The sequence below is a fragment of the uncultured Imperialibacter sp. genome, assembly GCF_963974565.1.
In the GTDB taxonomy this organism is placed as follows: domain Bacteria; phylum Bacteroidota; class Bacteroidia; order Cytophagales; family Cyclobacteriaceae; genus Imperialibacter; species Imperialibacter roseus.
Genome location: NZ_CAXBCJ010000023.1, coordinates 84175 through 103710 on the forward strand (window position 1 = coordinate 84175; position 19536 = coordinate 103710).

Genomic DNA, 19536 nt, shown 5'->3' on the forward strand with positions numbered 1-19536 from the left:
TAGGCCTGTTCCAATGTTGCCTTAATACTCGGAAAGGCTTATATTTTTCACTTACCCATTGCGGAAAATTACTACCTTTAAATGGATTAACATCTTGTAATTGATTTCTTTATTCTCAAATTATAGGGAGTTTTGAAGCAGAGTTGTTCTCTATTTTAGGGTAAGGATCTACTACTTTTATGCAATACAAATGAGAAACCTCTTGAAGGTGCTTCTGGCTTGTGTCTTATTGTCGGTGTTGACGTCCTTTCTATCAGTTGCTCAAAATTCCCCCTTTAGTGGCACTGTTAAAAATAGCGTTTCAGGCGCTCCTTTAGAAGGTGTAAACGTCTACGTGACTAACCTTTCGACAGGTGTAGTAACTGACTCAGCCGGGTATTTCATCATGTTCTTACCACAGGGAGTGCATGCTGTTGAGTTTTCTTCTGTTGGTTTCGAGAGCAAAAGACGCAATGTGCCTGTTTATCGTGCCATGACCATCAATATTGACCTGGATGAGTCGTCTCAACTGTTGCAGGAAGTGAGTGTAAGTGGTCAGGCGGAAGACCATAACATATCGAGTGTGGAGCTTGGCGTTAGCAAGATGTCGATGAAGACGATTGAGAAAATGCCGACTTTTATGGGGGAAGTGGACGTGATGAAGAGCCTGCTCATGCTTCCGGGCGTGACAACGGTAGGGGAGGGAACAACAGGTATTAATGTAAGAGGAGGAAATATTGACCAAAACCTGATATTGCTCGACGATGCACCGGTTTTTAATAGTTCTCATCTGATGGGGCTGTTTTCGGTGTTTAATCCGGACGTTGTAAGAGATATCTCCTTTTACAGAGGGGCGATTCCGGCACAGTACGGAGGCAGGGCCTCTTCCGTACTGGACATAAAAATAAGAACGCCAGAAACCGATCAAATAAAAGCGCAGGGTGGGGTTGGGATCATAGCCAACCGTCTTTTGCTAGAAGGGCCTGTCAATAAGAAAGTAAGCTTCCTGCTGGGAGGCAGGGCTTCTTTTCCGAACTACATTTTCAAACTTGCTCCCAACAAAGCAATTCAGGACACCAGGGCTAACTTTTATGATGTAACGGCCAAGGTGCTTTATCAAGTTGATGATGACAATAAAATCCAGCTGTCATTGTATCGATCGGTGGACAGGTTTAAGCTGGCCTCTGACTCACTCTCTGCACTGGAGGTCAACGCTACATCCTCTCAATACGACTGGGAAACTACCAATGCTACCGTTAGGTGGGATCATGCTTTTTCTCCCGACTTCATAGCGAACGTAGTTGGTGTTTATAGCGACTACAATGCGTCGATTTCCAGCCTCGTTCCGGCTGTGGGCTTTGAGTTGCCGTCGGCCATAAAGTACCGAAAAGCAAAAGCCGACTTTAGCTGGTTGAAAGGCAGCCATACCATTATGTTTGGCGGTGCCGGCACCCAATACATTCTGGAACCGGGGCATCTGCAACCCACCAGCAGCGAATCGAACATCAACGAGCAGCTGCTGCAAAATGAGTATGGACTGGAACTGGCGGGGTTCGCAAGCGATGAACTCATCGTTAACACAAAGCTGACTGTAATGGCTGGTCTTCGGTATTCCTATTTCCAAAACATGGGTGACCGGGATGTGTATTCTTATCAGCCTGGCGTACCTTACTCGCATGAGTCAATGGTGGATACCACACACTATTCAAAGGGAGAAAGGATCAATAGCTATGGTGGCGCAGAGCCCAGGCTGTCATTAAAATACAGCCTTAACCCGACAGCGTCTGTCAAGCTGGGTTACAACAGGATGCGGCAATATTTGCAGATTATTTCCAATACCACTGCCTCAATGCCCATCGACAGGTGGCAACTGAGCAATCCCTACTCCAAGCCTATCATCGCCGATCAGGTGTCAGTGGGCTATTTCAAGAACCTCAGAGAGAATGTGTATGAGCTATCGGCAGAGGCTTTTTACAAAACCACCCAAAACCTAAGCGACTATAAAGATGGTGCTGACCTGCTGCTGAACCCGGCCTTGGAAACTGCCATTCTTCATGGAAATGGCTTTGCTTATGGTGTAGAGCTTCAGGCGAAGAAGAACATGGGAAGGCTGACCGGCTGGCTAAGTTACACCTACTCGCAGGCAAGAATCAGGACGAAGACTGATTTTATTGAGGAGCAAATTAGTAACGGTAACTACTACCCTACGAATTTCAACAAGCCCCACATACTGAACCTGTCAGCCATATTTAAGCAAAGTGCCAGGGTGAGCTTTTCAGCGAATTTCACCTATAGTTCCGGCCGACCGACGACCTATCCGTTGGACAAGTACTACTACCATGGAGCGTATGTGCCTTATTATGAGAACCGCAACCAGTTTCGCATTCCCGATTATCATAGGCTGGATTTGGCTATGACAATAGACGATAAACCAAGCAGGCAAGCAAAGTGGAAGGGGAGCTGGGTATTTTCTATCTATAATGTCTATGCCCGAAAAAATGCCTATTCGATTTTTTTCAAGCCTAATAACCAGCTTTACTATGTCCATGCTGACGTCTACAAGCTCTCTATTTTTGGCTCCATTTTTCCGTCAATCACCTACAACTTTACTTTTTGATGGGATCAAGAAGCCTGATTTTGTATAGAAATAGATTGACAGGTGTGTTGACTGTGTGTCTTGTTGTGCTCACCACTTGCATTACACCATTTGATCCTGAATTGACCGACGAAGAGCCAAAATTAACAGTAGAGGGTCTGATTACTGACCAGCCAGGCCCTTACAGGGTGAAGCTAAGCTACAGCACCACTTATACTTCAGGCAACGCTAAAAGTGACTTTACGATTTATGATGCTAAAGTAATCATCAAAGACGATGTGGGGAATGAGGAACAACTTACCTATACGAAGGGAGGCACGTATGAAACGAAAGCTGATGGAATACGAGGAGAAGTTGGGCGGAGCTATTCGGTACAAATAGAGCTATCCGATGGAAAGGTTTATGAGTCTGTGCCGGAGATGCTGCCAGCTGTTCCACCCATCGACACCATATACGCTGAGTACCGGGATATTTCCGGCGAATTTTTGCAAGGGGAGTTTGACGTTTTCGTCGAGAGCAAAGATCCGAAAGATGAAGAGAACTACTATCTGTGGAGGTGGAATAACTTTGAGCGACTGGATTACTGTAGGATCTATACAACGGGAAGTGGCGCATTCAAGCTTGTAACTTATGCGGTGCCTTGTTGCGGTATTTGCTTTGACATTGTCAACTGTCCGGGTTGTGTAAATGTGGCTGCTGATAAGCTTATGAATGGGAATAGGATATCAAGAGTACAGTTGCTGACTTTCCCATATGACGATCGAAAGCCTTATTTCGTTGAGGCAGAGCAGTATTCGGTGAGTAAAGCAGCGTACGAGTACTGGCAAATGGTAGACCACTTGACTACGAATTCAGGAGGAGTTTTTGACAAACCCCCTATCACAATAAAAGGAAATTTGTCAAATGCTACCGACCCGGATGAGAGAGTTCTTGGCTATTTCGGAGCATCGGGACTAAAGACAAAATCAGTTTATTTTAGTAGAAGGGGTATTCCGGCAAATCCTTACAAAAAGCTTTGGTACGACGACTTCGTTGAGGACAAGAGGTTTGGGTGTCTTGAATGTGAGGAGGTGGCAGGAGTAAGAACTGGAATCATCCCTGCTCATTGGGATGATGCGCCTACTTATTATCCAGTTGTTTATTGATGTAGTATGTTGGAACGATTTAGCCCAGGCAAAGTAAATGCAAAATGGAAGCTGCTCAGCTTGTTGTTGCTGGTCGGCTGCATAACTCCCTTTGACCCCGAACTGACCGATGAAAATTCCAAACTGACGGTAGAAGGTCTCATTACTGACCAGTCAGGACCTTACAGGGTAAAGCTAAGCTACAGTACCACTTACACTTCGGGCAACGCTAAAAGTGATTTTACAATCTACGATGCAAAGGTCATTATCAAAGATGATGCGGGCAATGAAGAACAACTCACTTATACAGCGGGCGGCGCTTATGAGACCAAAGCTGATGGAATCAGAGGCGAAGTGGGGCGAAGCTATTCGGTGAGGATAGAGTTGGCTAACGGAAAAAATTACGAATCGAAGCCCGACTACCTGGCGGCAGTGCCGGAGATAGACACCATGTACGCTGAGTACCGGGATATCTCAGGCGAGTTTTTGCAAGGTGAGTTTGATGTTTTCGTGGAGACCAAAGACCCAGAAAATGAGGAGAACTACTATCTGTGGCGCTGGAATAATTATGAGAGGCTGGATTATTGCAGAATTTGGAGAATAGGAGCCCCGGATGCGGGCTATATCACGTTCGGCACCTATTGCTGTAGCCGGTGCTTTGGTATCAACAATTGCCCAGGATGCGTTAATGTCGGGTCAGACAAACTGTTGGATGGAAATACAATAGCCAGAGTGCCTTTACTCACTTTTCCTTATGATGATCGCCTGCCTTATTTTGTAGAAGCCGAGCAGTATGCCCTTAGCCGGGCTGCGTATGAATACTGGCAAAAAGTAGCGCAACTAACTACCAACTCGGGTGGGGTATTTGATAGGCCTCCGATCACCATTAAGGGCAACCTGTTTAATGTGAACGATCCCGAAGAAAGAGTGCATGGCTTTTTTGGTGCGTCAGGGCTAAAAATGAAGTCCGTTTATTTTAGCAGAAGCGGTATTTCAGACAATCCGTACAGAAAGCTGTCATCGGAAATTATTCTGGACATGAGATTCGGCTGTCTGGAATGCCAGGAAGTAGCGGGTGTCAGAACGGGAGTCACACCCCTCCACTGGGAAGATGCACCAACTTATTATCCAGTTGTTTCCAGCAATTGATTAACGGAAAAGTGTGCAAAGAACCTGACTTGGTGTTGTCTACAACAGTTGCTTTAGGAAAACGCCGCTTTATTCTTTCGAATAATTGATCTGATTCGTTATCCTGTTTTTTCTGTTGTAAAACTTCCAAAGACCGATGCGTTCATCATTCAAATACTTTCCTTCCGATTCCATAGTGCCATTGTCATGGTAGTATTTCCATGTGCCTTGTTTTTGGGAGTTCAGTAGTTGCCCCTCAGAGGCCAGCTTGCCGTTGGGGTGGTAGTACTTCCATATGTCAGAGGTAAAGCCGTTTTTGTAATAGCTTTCCAGCTTTAGGGTACCATCTTCATAGTAAGTTATTCTTGAGCCGTAGCCGTCTTTTAAGGTGCCACCAGGCAATACCTCCCCTTTTGGTGTAAAGTATTCGCTGACTGCCAGTAGTCGGCCATTGTCCCAGTTTTCGTCCTGTATGAGTTGCTCATTTTGGTAAAACCTGCCCCAAATGCCGTCTTCTAAATCCAGCCTGTAGCTACCGATAGCAGATATTTCTCCTGTAATATAGTAACTGACCCACTGGCCGTCTCTCATGTCATTTTTGTACTTGCCTTCGGTTTCGATTGGGCCAGCTTCGTAAAAGTATTTCCACAAGCCAGTCTTCTGATCACGCAGGTAGTCGCCAATGGAATAGAGGTTGCCATTCTCAAAGAAGCTTGTCCATGTACCGGTCTTCAGGTCGTAGGCATATTTGCCTTCAACGCTCTTTTTGCCCCGGGCAAAAAACTCCTGATAGATGCCGTCCTTTAGGCCGTTCTTATAGTTGACATTCAACTTGAGCTGACCATTCTCGTAGTATTGCTGCCAGTTGCCGGTTGCTATGCCTAACTCATATTCTTCCGTCTTTTCCAGTTTGCCACTCGGGTAGTAGTACGACTGTTTTCCATCCAGCGAACCATTTTTATATTTCTCTTTGGCTAAAATCAATTTGAAAGGGTCGTATTCTACCCAAACACTGTCTTTCTTTCCTATTTTGAAGACTCCCTCAAGCGCCACACTTCCGTCGGGATAAAACTCCGTAACCGGGCCGTGAAGCGTATTTTCTTTGTAATTTACTTTGGACTGCAATTGTCCGTATTCGTCGTAAAATTCGGCCTCACCGTCCAGTTTATCATTCTCATAAAACACTGCGGACTTAAGGTTGCCTGTTTCATAATACTCTTTCCAAAAACCTTCTCGTTTGCCCTCGTTGTATTTGCCTTCGTAAAGCTTAAGCCCAAAGCGATAGAACCCTTCCCAGTCGCCAGTTCGCAGACTATCTTTGTACCGGCCTCGTTCCTTGATTTCCCCATTTGAATAAATACTGGCATAGATGCCGTTAAGAATACCTCCCTTGTAGCTCTCCATTTGGTTGCGGCGGCCATCTGTGTTGTAGAAAAACCAAAGGCTGTCTTTCTTATCATTTTTGTAAAAACCTTCTGCCAGCAACTGGTTATTGCCTCTGTAAAAAAGCCACAGGCCTTCCTTTTTACCATTCTGTACCTCGCCTTTGTAAGTGGCAACGGTGTCAGGAAAAGACATCGTTTGGGCCTTCAATCCGGGGAGCAAAAAGCAGGATAGACAAAAAATGCTTAAGGAGTATATCAACAAATAGCTTGCGGGCTTATTCATCCGGGGTTTGATTGTTGTCCGATTACTTTGGTATTCAAAAACAATGCTAGATTATTCAATCCTTTAAAATAGACATAAATTTTTTAAAACCTTTGGTAGCGAATTCATCGAGATTTGGGATCTCATGGAGAGGTAAATAGTAGCTGAGCCGCAAAAAGGTGGATTTTTCAATTGAAAGTGTTTGCACGCTGTCGGAGGGGTTTAAGTCGTGAAAATTACCTGAGAAAATGTCGTTTTCCCAGGGTGAACCGTCGACTTGAAAACGAATTTTTCCAAAAGTAAGTGCCCCAATATTCTTTAAAATGTTTGGTTTTCTTTCCTGCCAAAACCCACCGGCCACGTGAAGCGACAGGGTGAAGTAATGCCCCCACCAGAATAACAGCCGGATATTGAGCACATCGTGACGGGTCATAAGCCGTGGGTAGTCCAGTACAATATAGGGGAGACCTTTGTAATTTTCTCCTCTCGATACCTTTCCAGCTTTTACCAGGGTGTCGGGTGGTAAGTGAAGGCTGCTTTCACTCAGCATTATTTGCCTAAATTTTCCTTCTACTGCAGAGAACCGGTCAGCCATCTTCGAAATTACCTTTCGTTTGGTCAACAGCAGTTCGCTGTCACCCATCAGGTCTATTTCTTCTTTGGAAAACCCGTCTTCTACCATCTAATAAGTGCAGAAGCCCAGGTAAATCCGCTACCAAATGCAGCGAGGCATACTAAGTCGCCTTCCTTTATTTTTCCTTCCTGCCACGCTTCACTCATTGCAATGGGAATGGAAGCGGCTGTAGTGTTGCCATATTTCATGATGTTGTTGAATACCTGGTCGTCCGACAGTCCCATTTTCTTTTGAATGAACTGGCTGATGCGCAGGTTGGCCTGGTGCGGGATCAAAAGGTTGATGTCTGTGCTCTTAAAGCCATTCTTGTCCAGTGCCTCATTGATCACCTCTTCAAAGCGGGTAACAGCGTGCTTGAACACAAAGTTGCCATTCATGTAGGGGTAGTAGCTGATGTCTTCGGGGTCATTTTCGACGATTAGTTTGTCCACCCAGTGCTTGGTGCTTGGGCCTATGAGTGCCAGCTCCTTCGCATGCTTGCCTTCGGAATGAAGGTGCGTAGACAGGATGCCCTGCCCTGGCTTGTCGGCTGCCTGCATCACCACGGCACCTGCACCGTCGCCGAAAATAACTGAGACGCCACGCCCTCTGGTGGTCATGTCGAGGCCGCTGCTATGGAGCTCGGAGCCTATCACCAGGATGTTGTTATACATTCCGGTTTTGATAAACTGATCGGCAATAGAAACTGCATAAACAAACCCTGAACACTGATTTCGGACGTCAAGCGCACCAATTTCTTTGATGCCAAGCTGCTCTTGCACCATCACACCCGGGCCTGGGAAGTAGTAGTCGGGGCTGAGCGTGGCAAAAATGATGAAATCAAGATCGTCGGGCGTAATTCCGGCGTTTTTGATGGCAATCCGGGCAGCCTTGGTACCCATGGTTGACGGAGCTTCATCCGACTTTGGGTCTACAAACCGGCGCTCTTTAATGCCGGTTCTTTCCTGAATCCATTCGTCAGTGGTTTCTATTAGTTTTTCAAGGTCTTTGTTGGTCACTACGTTGTCGGGCACATAGTGGCCAATGCCTGCTATCTTGCTTGCTCTCATTTGGGTGTTGAGTTATATTTATACAAGAATAATAAACGAAACAATTTAAGTTCTATTCAATAACAAGGACTTCGATTCGGCGGTTTAACTCACGTCCTTCTTTTTCATTGTCATTCGACGCCAGTGGTTGTGTGGCTCCGTAGCCCACCTCCTTAATTCTATTCTCTGATATTCTTCTTTGCATCAGGTAGCTGCCCACTGCTCTGGCCCTGAGTTTCGATAAATTCTGTGTACTGGTTTTTTCCTCCAGAGCGTCGGTGTGTCCGCCAATCTCAATTCTCAGTTCAGGGTTTTCACTCATTACCTTGAAAAGTGCGAAAAGCTCGGGCGTATAAGCAGAGCTGATATAATCAGACCCCGGCTCAAAGTATATATTACTCAAAATGGCCTTATTGCCTTTGCTGAATTTCTTTCCCAGGTCACCCAACTCAGTGTACTCGGAAATTGGGGCTGTGGTTTCTGTGCTGGCACTGGCAACTTTTGTAGTCGTTTTGGTTGGAACGGCTGATTTGCCTTGCTGGACTCCCTGCTGATGGGTTTGCTGAGCAAGGATGGTTTCCGTTAAGTCGATCTCAAAAACTTTGTTCAGTATGTTGGTGGGGCTGGTCTGATCCACTGAAATACTCTCTGTTTTAGCATGCAGACCCATGTAGGTCAGGTCGAATGTTTGGTCAAATCCTGACGTAAGCAAGACCTCAAACTCTCCGTCCTGATTGCTTTCAGCCGAAAGTGTGTTGAGGTACTGGTTGTCGGGCGTTACTCTCACCAGCACCCCTGCTAGAGGCTGTTTTGTAGAGCTGGCGATTACCCTGCCCTTCATTGGAATCTTGATTTCTTCTACGAACAGGTAAGCATCGAGAAAGCCAACTGTTCCGGCCCTGTCCGAACTAAAGAAGCCAGTTTTGCCGTCTTTGTTGAACTTGAAGAAAATTTCATCGCCGGGTGTATTGATAGGATACCCCAGGTTTTCCGGAGTTCCCCACTTGCCTGTAGTAGGGTTTCGTACCGACTTGAATATGTCGAAACCTCCAATGCTCGAGTGGCCTCTTGAGCTAAAATAGATGGTGGAACCGTCTGGTGTAATGTAAGGGCTGTCTTCGTCAAACGGAGAGTTGAGTTCCTGTAGCTCAGTAGGGGCTGACCATTGGCCTTCACCCTGCCTTGTCACCATATAAAGGTCGATGTCTTTGTCGGGCTTTTTTGATTCGGCCGTATAAACAAGTACCTCTCCATTGGAAGTGAAAAAGCCGCTGACCTGCATGCCCGAGCGATCTATCTGCTCCAAAGGCTTGGGCTTTTGCCAAACACCATTTACTTTTTCCGATTGATACAGATCACCCTTCTTGTCTTCGTAGTAAAGCAGAAGTTTGGTTTCGTTGTCGAAAAGCTGAAGGTTGACGATGTTGCCTTTCATTTCTTTGAAAGCCGGGTAGCTCACTGGTGCCGACCATTTGTTTTTCCCCTGCCGCTCAAAAAAGTAAATAGTTGACCTTTGCTTTCTTCGGCGGACACTCTCGTCGTTGCCTATGCTCGCAAGCATCAGCTTACTTTCATTGTCAAACAATATAGGGTTCTCTTCAGAATTGAGCGTATTGATAGGTGCCGGCAAATGGTGCACTGAATAGGTGGATGGATGCTCGATAAAAGATTTTTTAACAATAGCGTCTTCAATGAAAGCCTTTGTTTCGTCGGTAATTACTTTGCTTTTGTAGGCCTTCAGGTCGAGGAATTTCTGCCAGGCTTCTATGGCCGCACCATAGTCGTACCGTGCTGCATAGATCCTTCCAGCCCAATAATAGAAAAATTTGTCGCTGGTACCCAGGGTAGCTTCAAACTGAAGAAATTTATCGAGTGGTTTGGCGGGGTAGTAGGTGAGTAGTGAGCAAATCTCGGCGTAGTACTGGGCCTTTCTGTCGTCGGGTGATCCAGCCAGGTATTCGTTGAACAACAGGAAGGCGGTTTCTAACTCCTCATCATAAAAAGAATCCTCTGCTCTCACATACGTGCTGTGCTTGCCTTGTGAGGAGCCTGCGTAGGGAAGCAGGACACCCACTGCAAGGAGGGCTAGTGAAGTAATGCGTAAATAGGTCGAATTTTTCATGCTGGTATACAAATACAATAGAAATCGGGTTGGTTGATACTTCTGCAAAACGCTATGAATACGAACTTGTTCAAGATATAAATTGTCTCAGGATAATGATAAATCGTCAATTAGTCAAAGAGTGTATAGTTGCCGAACTGATCCGAGGGCGCAGCCGGCAAGATCAAATCAGGCGCATCATACTTTATATTATTAACTCTTGATGACACAGGATGGCGCTGCATTTGCAGTGCCGGAAAGGGGTTTAGCATGCTCACCAGCTCCTCGAATGGCGTAGCTTTGTTGAGCCAGGCACTTTCACGGGATTTCTCAATCATTACAGGCATCCGGTCACTGGCTTCCGATACCAGTTGGTTAGCAGCACAAGTAATTAATGTAAACGAATGCATTTGCTCTCCTTCATCATCTTCAAACTCCTCCCAAAGACCTGCCATTGCAAAAGGCTGGTGCTGCTTTTCAAAAAAGTAGTAGGGCACCTGTCCTTTTTTGCTCACTTTTTTCCAATCGTAAAACCCATCAGCTGGTATCAAGCACCGGCGCTCCATCAAAGCGGTTTTTGCACTTGCTTTCTCGGGAATCTGTTCTGCTCTTGTGATGTAGAGCCTTTCACTGATGCTTTTATTGTTGGCCCATTTCGAGATCAGTCCCCAGTAAAAAAACGAAAACCCCTTCGGTGAGTCGCTGGTAATAACTGGGGCGAGCTGTGTCGGCGCTATATTAAACCTTGGCTCATATGAGTCTGTTACATCAGCTTTAAATCGCCTGGCAACTTCTTCAGGTGGCTTACTCAACGTATAGCGTGAACTCATTCAATGATTGGTTTTCCCAAAGCTATCTAATTTGCCGTAAAAATACGACCGTAACACTGACTGTGAGTCATTTAACCATTTACTTGCCCTGAAGCCACCGCTCAGGGTGCAGGCAAAATTCGGTAGCCATTTGCTCCGACCAGTAGGTGCTGCCGTTTCGAAACTCTGCAAAACCGCAATGCCCGCCGTGCCGGGGTTTCAGCAATATGGTGTTTGCATTGGCGCTGAAGGCACTTTCCTCGTAACACTTAGCGGAAAGGAAAGTATCGTTTAACGCATTGACCACAAGCAGGGGCGTCTTTACTTTCGGCACAAACGGGGCTGAGCTGCACCGTTTGTAGTAGTCAACAGCGCCTTCGTAGCCGTGCAGGGGGCCTGTAATTAATTCGTCAAACTGAAAGATGCTTTTTATTTTCCGAACACCCTCAGTGTTGAATGATTCGGGGAATATTTCGGCTTTTCGAACCACTTTCTTAATCAATGTATTCAGGAATCTTCGGGTGTAGAGATAGTTGTGCCATTTGTCTATTTCAACAGAGCAACTCTCCAGGTCAAGAGGTACGGAAAATGCCACGGACGAGGCAATCGGATATTGGTCAGCGTAGGACTCGCCCAGAAACTTCACTGTCATATTGCCGCCAAGACTAAAGCCTACCAGTGAAATTTCGTTGTAGCCTCTCTTGACGGCTTCGGCCACTACTGCGTCCAGGTCTTCGGTAGCTCCGCTATTGTAGAACCTCGGCAGCCTGTTGAGCTCGCCACCACAGCCCCGTAGGTTCCAGGCCATCACGTCCCAGCCATGGGCATAAAAGGCCTTGGTCATTCCTTTGATATAGGGCCTGCTACTGTCCCCTTCCAGCCCGTGAGTGATAATTACTACCCGGTTGTTGCGATTTGCTGTGTGCTGTATGGCATAATCAATGTCAAGAAAATCACCGTCTTTCATTTCCAGCCTTTCCCTTCGAACGGCAGGGGGATTGGATACTTTTCTGAAAAGTGCAGGGTAAATCGTTTCGAAGTGCTTGTTTACGGAAAGAAAGGAACCCTTGTAGCTGGGTTTTTGGAGTACGGGCATTGCTGATTATTCAATAAATTTTCAAAAAAGCCATGAATACTGCTGTAGTTATTGCTAATATCGTAGCAGACAGAAACCTATGCACACGTTTGTAAACTGATGTTTGGGTAGATTCGCTGGCCGACCAAAACATTTTCCAACGAATATCATTTAATATGTTCATGGCTAAGCCTCAATTTTATAAATTTACGAGTCGCAACATGATAATGCATAGTTGTGATTAAAATTTCAATAACGCTATTTTTGATATAAATAAGGACAACGAATGGCTGAAGTAATCAGAATGCCAAAAATGAGTGACACCATGGAAGAGGGTGTTATCGCTTCATGGCTGAAGAAAGTGGGGGATACAGTGAAATCTGGTGATATACTCGCCGAAGTAGAAACCGACAAGGCAACAATGGAGCTGGAATCATATGAGGATGGCACCCTCCTTTATATTGGTGTAAAGGAGAAAGAAGCTGCCCCTGTAGACGGAATCATTGCTATTATAGGCAAGAAGGGAGAGAATATTGACGGGTTGCTGAAAGATGTGAAGAGTGGAGGAGCAGGCAACGGCGCTGCTGAAAAGGCCGCAGAGAGTGCCGCCCCGGCACCAGTGGCCAGCGCACCCGCAGAAAAAATTGATACTTCAGGCATTAAGGCAACGGTGGTGACAATGCCAAAAATGAGCGACACCATGACGGAGGGAGTTATTGCCTCATGGTTGAGCAAAGTAGGAGATACTGTGAAGGCAGGAGACATCATTGCCGAAGTGGAAACTGACAAGGCTACCATGGAATTGGAGTCTTATGAAGATGGTACCTTGCTGTATATCGGCGTAGAGGCTGGTAGCTCTGTGCCAGTGGATGGTGTTATTGCTATTATTGGGGAGAAGGGTGCTGATTACAAAACATTGCTGAAAGCACATGAAGCGGGTGCTGGTTCAGCTCCGGCTGAGGAAAGTGCTCCCCAGGCGGCAAGTGCGCCTGCAAGTACTTCAAGTGCGCCAGCGGCTTCAAGCCAGGCGGCCACTGCAGATCATTCGTCTGACAATGGAAGAATAAAAATTTCTCCTCTGGCCAAGAAAATGGCTGAAGATAAAGGATATGATATCCGTCAGATTGCCGGCTCCGGCGATGGAGGCAGAATTGTGAGAAAAGACGTAGAAAGCTTTAGTCCTTCGGCGCAACCATCAGCTCCGGCTGCTGCACCAGGCAAGGAGGCGCCCAAAGTGGTATTGCCATCGATAGTGGGCGAAGAAAGCTTCGAAGATGTGCCGGTTTCTCAAATGCGGAAGGTCATCGCCAAAGGTGTGTCCGATAGCAAATTTACTGCGCCGCACTTCTATGTGACCATGGAAATCAACATGGACAAGGCCATTGAAGCCAGAACAAGCCTGAACGACATATCGCCGGTGAAGATCTCGTTTAATGACATGGTAGTCAAAGCAGCAGCGGCGGCTTTGAGATTGCACCCCGATGTAAACGTGTCGTGGAGAGGTGATAAAATACGGATGAACAAACACATCCACGTGGCAGTGGCTATGGCTATACCGCCGGATGGGCTGCTGATGCCTGTTGTTCGTTTTGCAGACAATAAGTCACTGTCGCATATTTCGGCTGAAATAAAGGAATTCGGGCAAAAGGCTAAAGCTAAGAAGCTTCAACCTACCGATTGGGAGGGAGCTACCTTCAGTATTTCCAACCTTGGTATGTTCGGTGTAGATGAATTCACAGCTATCCTGAATGCGCCTGCCTCCTGCATATTGGCCGTAGGCGGTATTAAGGAGACTGCGATTGTGAAAAATGGTCAGCTTGTGCCGGGCAATATTATGAAAGTGACGCTGACTTGCGATCACCGATCAGTGGATGGAGCTATGGGTGCTGCCTTCCTGCAGACGCTGAAGAAGTTCCTCGAAGATCCGATCAAACTGCTGGTTTAAATAAAACACTGTCTTTTTGACACATCAAAGCCAGCAGGTATCATACTTGCTGGCTTTTTTAGTTATTGTACCAATCAGGGAAACTAAACACAGCTAAAAAGCGGTTTCTCATTATCATACACAAAATGGAAAAAATCAGATCAACAACCGTGCTGGCGGTTCAGCATAACGGGGAAATTGCAATAGGGGCCGACGGACAAGCTACCATGGGTAATACCGTTGCTAAAAACAATGTTAAGAAGATCAGAAAGTTGCTTGATGGTAAAGTAGTAACTGGTTTCGCCGGCTCGACTGCTGATGCTTTTTCGCTGCTCGACAGGTTTGAGGAAAAGCTGAATGCTTACGGCGGCAATATGAAGCGGGGCGCTATTGAGCTGGCTAAAGACTGGCGAACTGACAGGTACCTCAGGAAACTGGAGGCGATGCTGATCACCGCCAGCAAAGAGGAAATCCTTGTTGTGTCAGGCACTGGCGACGTGCTGGAACCAGAAAACGGAGTGGCTGCGATAGGCTCAGGTAGCATGTATGCTCAGGCGGCTGCTATTGCTCTCAAGAAGCACGCACCGCAACTGACAGCTGAAGAAATAGTGAGAGAGGCGCTCAATATTGCTGCTGACATCTGTATTTATACCAATCACAATTTGATAGTAGAGAAACTCTAAAAGACACATGTATACCATATACCATAACCCGAGATGCGGCGCCAGTCGGGAGGCGCTGAAAATATTACACGAAAGAGGAGGAGAGGTAAGGATTGTGGAATACCTCCAGAATTGCCCGACCAAAGTTGAGTTGCGGGGCCTGATCGAGAAACTTGGAATCAAAGCTGAAGACTTGGTGCGTAAAAAGGAGCCTGTGTTCAAGGAGAAGTATGAAGGCAAGACGCTGACAAGTGCGCAGTGGATCACCGCTATGGTCAACGACCCCATTCTTATCGAACGCCCGATCATCGTAAGGGATGGCGTGGCGGTGATAGGAAGGGGAGAGGAAGAGATGGAGAAGATACTGAATTAGGTGTTTTCTGGGTTAGAAGGCCCGCTGCTTCGCTGGTTTTTATTGACTCATTATAAATGATATATTTATAGTTGTTTGAGAAACACCATTATGGAAGGTTTAGTGATCAACAGAACTAAAGAGTGGACTGCCAGTGACTATCAGCTACTGGGTGAAAGCGCTGCGCCTTGCCAGTTAATTGATGGAGAATTATTTATGAGTCCCGCCCCAACACCTGAACATCAACGTGTCGTTCGGAGGTTGTTCAAGATATTGGACAGCTTTGCTGCCGGCACAGGAGAGGTCTTTTTTTCCCCCATCGATTTGTATGTAGACGATAGGAATGTTTTTCAGCCGGATCTGATCTATATAGCAGAATCAAACGCTAATGCTGTCACAAAAAAGGGTGTCGAAAAGGCGCCAGATTTGATTGTTGAAATAATTTCCCCTTCAAATAGCTATGTTGACAGGTATACCAAGAAGAAGGCGTACCTAAAAATGGGAGTGAAGGAATACTGGATCGTCGACCCGGCTAATCAAACGTTGGAAGTATTTTCGGAGGATTTGGATGTCGTCGATAAGCCGTCCTTTTTTCTTTCGCAAGGTGGCATTGTTTCCAGTCGTGTGATCCCGCAACTTAAGTTTAATCTCGAAGATATCTGGAGCTAAAACAACTGTCGATAATTGATAATCAACTATCGACAGTCCCCTATTTTTTATCCAATCGCCTTTTTCAAATCTTCGATCAGGTCATCTGCTCCCTCAATGCCCACACTCAACCTGATTAACGAATCACTCAGTCCGTTTTTGATCCTTTCCTCACGGGGAATAGACGCATGTGTCATGCTGGCCGGGTGATTGATCAGCGATTCTACACCACCGAGGCTTTCCGCCAGTGAGAAAAGTTTGGTAGAGCTCAGCACTTTGTTGGCTGCTGCTATTGTTTCGTCTTTTAGTGTAAAAGAGATCATCCCTCCAAAGCTGCGCATTTGCTTTTTGGCAATGGCGTGACCAGGGTGGTCTTCAAAGCCCGGCCAGTATACTTTGCCCACTTTTGGGTGGTTCTTCAGGAAGTGTGCGATCTTCTCACCGTTTTCGCTGTGGCGTTCCATGCGTACGTGCAGCGTTTTGATACCACGCAGCACCAGGAAGCAATCCTGGGGGCCGGGAACCGCACCGCAGCTCTTTTGAATAAAGTAGAGCTTGTCTTTCAGGTCTTTGTCGTTCATGACCAGACAGCCGTGGATCACGTCGCTATGGCCTCCGAGGTATTTGGTGGCAGAGTGCATCACAATATCTGCTCCCATGTCAAGCGGGTTTTGCAGGTACGGCGAAGCAAAGGTGTTGTCCACGCACACGATGATGTTTTTACCTTTGGCCAGGTTGGCCACTGCCTGAATGTCCACGATGTTCATCAGTGGATTGGTTGGTGTCTCTAACCAAATCAGCTTTGTGTTGGCATTGATGTATTTGCTGATATTTGCTGCATCCTGCATGTCAACAAAGTGAAACTTAATGCCAAATTTTTCAAAGACCTTGGTAAACAGCCTGTAGGTGCCTCCATACATATCACTGGCAGCTATCACCTCATCGCCGGGGGCCAGCAGCTTGATAACTGCATCGGTGGCAGCAACTCCACTGCTGAAACAAAGGCCATATTTGCCATTTTCCAGAGCTGCAAGGGCTGTCTCCAACGCCTCACGGGTTGGGTTCTGAGACCGGGCGTACTCATACCCCTTGTTTTTTCCCGGTGCTTCCTGCACGTAAGTGGAGGTTTGATAGATGGGAGTCATTATGGCTCCTGTGGAGGGGTCTGGCTCTGCGCCGGCGTGAATAGCTTTGGTTCCGAATTCCATATAAAGTGAATTATTTGGGTATTATGTGGTTACTTGTGCCGCAAAGTTAGGTTTAGTCAGCTTCTTTCAAATGCTTGTACGAGAAATCATTCGCCGCAGTCCCGCATCCCTGGTGCTTATTCTTTGGATGGCGGCCATGCCACTTATTTTTAGCACCATCACGGGTTATCAAAGCTGGCAGCACGCTGAATGGCTCACTGGCCTAACGCAGCTACAGTGGGCTTGGTTCTTTTTGCTGACTGTTTTTACCATGGCCTTTGCTTTTACTCCCACCACGTTTGTGGCAGCGCTTAGCGGCTACTTTCTGGGCTTCGAAAGTTTGTGGTTGCTAGTGCCTGCTTATATGCTGGCGTCTTTACTTGGCTATGCGGTGTCGCAGTTAATTGGGGCTAAAGCTGTTCAGGCTGTTTTTGATGCTTATCCACGCTCAACGGCTGTGCTGGATGGCTTGAAGAAGAACGACCTTCTGCTGGTGATCATGTGCCGCATTTCACCGGTGCTTCCATTTGCTATCATGAACGTAGTACTTGGTTACACGGGCATACGGATAAAACCTTTTTTGTTGGGCGGGTTAATTGGTATGCTTCCCCGAACGGTGATGGCTGTGGCTATTGGGATGCAAATGGAGGCTTTGGCCACAGGGAGCCTGTTCTCGTTGCTATGGATTGGATTACTTGTGGTAAGCTTTGTTGGCTTGGGGTGGGTTTTTAAGCGTTCAATAAATCGCTCCCAAAGCAAGAACGGCGTCTAGCTGGCCAGTATGAAAAATCAACGGCGGACCAAAGGCCCGCCGCTCATCAAACTGTAAACTGTAAACTGAAAAATAAGACAATCAAGTAACCAACCTATGGTTCTTCATTGCACCGACCTAACCTAAATTTTCCAACGATCTTTGAATGAGCATGCAAAAAGCTCACCTGATATTGTCATACAAACATGCCATTGCTGCCGTCTTTTATGTTGCCTTTATCTTCTGTGATATACAGCATATTTCCTTTGATGAACTTTAAGCGCCTGAACTGATTGGCATTGTCCTTCGATAGTCTTTAAACAGCTTCATCATTTTTGGCGGATGATTTCCAGTCAATGAATATGAAGTACTTTTCACAGGATTGCCTTGCCAATTCTCCATGAGAATGAAAGGTGCAACGAGGAATATTTCGGCTAAGCATTGCCCCATCGGCAAGCTTATCCGCTCTTATTCACGAGGCTTTATTGGTTAGCAATGATGCCTTAGCTGGCAATAGAGAAGGTAAAGCCTTTTGTCGGGAGCGACCTCGGCGGATTTTGTAGGGTGTTCTGACGGCGCAGAAAAGGGAATATCAAAATTGAATGGATACGAGGAATTGGCAATATTGGGCCAGCCGATGTCGGGTATTTTAAATTTGTGGTACGAGAGGCTTGATTTTTCCTCCAGCTGGTTGCTCAATTCAGACTCTACCTCGAACAAGTCTTCTTTTCCAGACAAGCTTTCCATCCACAAAAATTCCGTGGTTGATGCCAGCAGGAACAAAGAAACTATTATAAGGAGATGTTTCTTTAACAATTGATTGGTAGTTATTGCCCAGCTCAATTCAGCACCATATTCATAGCACAGAAAGAACTATGTAAAACTAGTAGTTAGGCGCTAAAAAGTACAAGGGAATACGAGAATATATTACAAGTAGTAAATATCAATGGCAAGCTAGCCGACAGTGTCTGTTAGCGGTAATTTTCATTTAGTCCCCAGAAGAGAACACGCCCCCCGGAGCAAACTAAGAGCTACTTCACCTTTTCAAACGGCACATTGGTGATCCTGTAGCTGCGCCAGTCGTTGAAGTCAAAGTGCCACCACTCGTACTCATACACTGTAAAGCCTTCTGCTTCCATAGCGGAGCGGAGGAGGTCTCTCATTTGGCGCTGCTTTTCAGTGCCACCGGTATAGTCGGGGTAAGAGCGCTCGGTCATTTCATCATACACCCCCGTCATTTGTATCTCTTCGCCCGTTGCCAGGTCATACAGGGTTAGGTCAACTGCGCAGCCCCGGTTGTGCCTGGAGCCCTGATTGGGGTCGGCAACGAAGATGCGGTCTTCCACTGGGGTGATGTCCCAAAAAATCTTCGTCACACTCCAGGGACGGTAACCATCGAATACCATCAGTCCTAAGCCTTTTTCCTTCAATGAGGCATTAATCTTGGCAAGTGCCTCTGCTGCCGGTCGCTGCAGAAAAGCCCTGGCCTGTGTATACACCGGCCGGCCAACAAGGTTGTTGTCGGTGGCATAGCGAATGTCGAGTTTGATGCTGGGATCCAGCGAAACAAGCTCCACCAGGTCAGTCTTTTTGAAGTCACCTTTTTCCTTCGGAGGATTTTTGGGCGAAGGGTGGGAGAGGTCAGCTTCCTGAGCGAACGCAGTTTGAATCAGTAAGCCACAAAGAAGGAGGAGCAAAAGTCTTTTCATGTGTATATAATTTGTTTTTCAGCGGCCACCGGTTCGCCGGTGCGATGGAATAGCTTTTACCACTGGAGAATGAATATTTAGCTTTTCGATCCACTTATTCATCGTTCCACGCCGGTTCCGTTGGGTATGGCTCTCCTTATGGCTATTTCATGTGTATATAATTTTGTTTCGATCAAGTAGTA

At 46.4% G+C, this 19536-nt stretch carries 17 protein-coding genes; 8 read left to right on the top strand and 9 right to left on the bottom strand.

Going from position 1 to position 19536, the window contains the following annotated elements; genetic code table 11:
• Positions 1-190 precede the first annotated feature (190 nt).
• From AAC052_RS24120 to AAC052_RS24130, 3 genes are read left to right on the top strand one after another with little or no spacing between them, the layout of a single operon-like run.
• A complete protein-coding gene (locus AAC052_RS24120) occupies positions 191-2596 on the top strand; it encodes a TonB-dependent receptor (RefSeq protein WP_339815799.1) in 2406 nt (801 codons plus the stop codon).
• Positions 2596-3720: a DUF4249 domain-containing protein gene (locus AAC052_RS24125; protein WP_339815800.1), complete on the top strand. Its 1125-nt coding sequence runs from the start codon at positions 2596-2598 to the stop codon at positions 3718-3720. Before AAC052_RS24120 ends, AAC052_RS24125 begins: the two co-directional genes overlap by 1 nt.
• Before the next feature lie 6 nt (positions 3721-3726).
• Complete coding sequence (locus AAC052_RS24130) at positions 3727-4848, top strand: DUF4249 domain-containing protein (protein ID WP_339815801.1); 1122 nt, start codon at positions 3727-3729, stop codon at positions 4846-4848.
• A gap of 69 nt (positions 4849-4917) precedes the next feature.
• Here AAC052_RS24130 and AAC052_RS24135 read toward each other — a convergent pair whose 3' ends face one another.
• From AAC052_RS24135 to AAC052_RS24160, 6 genes are all read right to left on the bottom strand, one after another.
• On the bottom strand, positions 4918-6405 hold the full coding sequence (locus AAC052_RS24135) for a hypothetical protein (RefSeq protein ID WP_339815802.1): 1488 nt from the start codon (positions 6403-6405) through the stop codon (positions 4918-4920).
• 145 nt (positions 6406-6550) lie between these two features.
• Positions 6551-7156, bottom strand: a complete 606-nt coding sequence (locus AAC052_RS24140; protein WP_339815803.1) for a hypothetical protein — start codon at positions 7154-7156, stop codon at positions 6551-6553.
• Positions 7150-8157 (bottom strand): beta-ketoacyl-ACP synthase III, encoded by a 1008-nt coding sequence (locus AAC052_RS24145; RefSeq protein WP_317487560.1) that lies wholly within the window; start codon positions 8155-8157, stop codon positions 7150-7152. Before AAC052_RS24145 ends, AAC052_RS24140 begins: the two co-directional genes overlap by 7 nt.
• A gap of 52 nt (positions 8158-8209) precedes the next feature.
• Entirely contained in the window at positions 8210-10258 is a 2049-nt protein-coding gene (locus AAC052_RS24150) for an OmpA family protein (RefSeq protein WP_339815804.1), read from the bottom strand.
• Between the two features lie 110 nt (positions 10259-10368).
• A complete protein-coding gene (locus AAC052_RS24155) occupies positions 10369-11067 on the bottom strand; it encodes an SOS response-associated peptidase (protein WP_339815805.1) in 699 nt (232 codons plus the stop codon).
• A gap of 79 nt (positions 11068-11146) precedes the next feature.
• The gene (locus AAC052_RS24160) at positions 11147-12142 is read right to left on the bottom strand and encodes an alpha/beta fold hydrolase (protein ID WP_339815806.1); all 996 of its coding nucleotides are present in this window, start codon (positions 12140-12142) and stop codon (positions 11147-11149) included.
• A gap of 265 nt (positions 12143-12407) precedes the next feature.
• Here AAC052_RS24160 and AAC052_RS24165 point away from each other — a divergent pair, with 265 nt between their 5' ends.
• The 4 genes from AAC052_RS24165 (at position 12408) to AAC052_RS24180 (ending at position 15728) form a co-directional block, all read left to right on the top strand.
• Positions 12408-14066, top strand: a complete 1659-nt coding sequence (locus AAC052_RS24165) for a pyruvate dehydrogenase complex dihydrolipoamide acetyltransferase (protein WP_339815808.1) — start codon at positions 12408-12410, stop codon at positions 14064-14066.
• 125 nt (positions 14067-14191) lie between these two features.
• On the top strand, positions 14192-14728 hold the full coding sequence (hslV, locus tag AAC052_RS24170; RefSeq protein ID WP_151999427.1) for an ATP-dependent protease subunit HslV: 537 nt from the start codon (positions 14192-14194) through the stop codon (positions 14726-14728).
• A 7-nt stretch (positions 14729-14735) separates the two neighbouring features.
• Complete coding sequence (arsC, locus tag AAC052_RS24175) at positions 14736-15080, top strand: arsenate reductase (glutaredoxin) (protein ID WP_317487555.1); 345 nt, start codon at positions 14736-14738, stop codon at positions 15078-15080.
• A gap of 75 nt (positions 15081-15155) precedes the next feature.
• Positions 15156-15728 carry a Uma2 family endonuclease gene (locus AAC052_RS24180; protein WP_317487554.1) on the top strand — a complete coding sequence of 191 codons (573 nt, stop codon included), beginning with the start codon at positions 15156-15158 and terminating at the stop codon, positions 15726-15728.
• Between the two features lie 47 nt (positions 15729-15775).
• Here the strand turns inward: AAC052_RS24180 and AAC052_RS24185 are convergent, their stop codons facing one another.
• A complete protein-coding gene (locus AAC052_RS24185; RefSeq protein ID WP_317487553.1) occupies positions 15776-16915 on the bottom strand; it encodes a cystathionine gamma-synthase in 1140 nt (379 codons plus the stop codon).
• 70 nt (positions 16916-16985) lie between these two features.
• On the opposite strand from AAC052_RS24185, the gene AAC052_RS24190 reads away from it, so the two are divergent.
• Positions 16986-17666 carry a VTT domain-containing protein gene (locus AAC052_RS24190; protein WP_317487552.1) on the top strand — a complete coding sequence of 227 codons (681 nt, stop codon included), beginning with the start codon at positions 16986-16988 and terminating at the stop codon, positions 17664-17666.
• Between the two features lie 468 nt (positions 17667-18134).
• Here the strand turns inward: AAC052_RS24190 and AAC052_RS24195 are convergent, their stop codons facing one another.
• Both AAC052_RS24195 and AAC052_RS24200 read right to left on the bottom strand, forming a co-directional pair.
• On the bottom strand, positions 18135-18392 hold the full coding sequence (locus tag AAC052_RS24195; protein ID WP_339815809.1) for a hypothetical protein: 258 nt from the start codon (positions 18390-18392) through the stop codon (positions 18135-18137).
• A 284-nt stretch (positions 18393-18676) separates the two neighbouring features.
• Positions 18677-19354 (bottom strand): M15 family metallopeptidase, encoded by a 678-nt coding sequence (locus tag AAC052_RS24200; RefSeq protein ID WP_339815810.1) that lies wholly within the window; start codon positions 19352-19354, stop codon positions 18677-18679.
• Between the last annotated feature and the right edge of the window lie 182 nt (positions 19355-19536).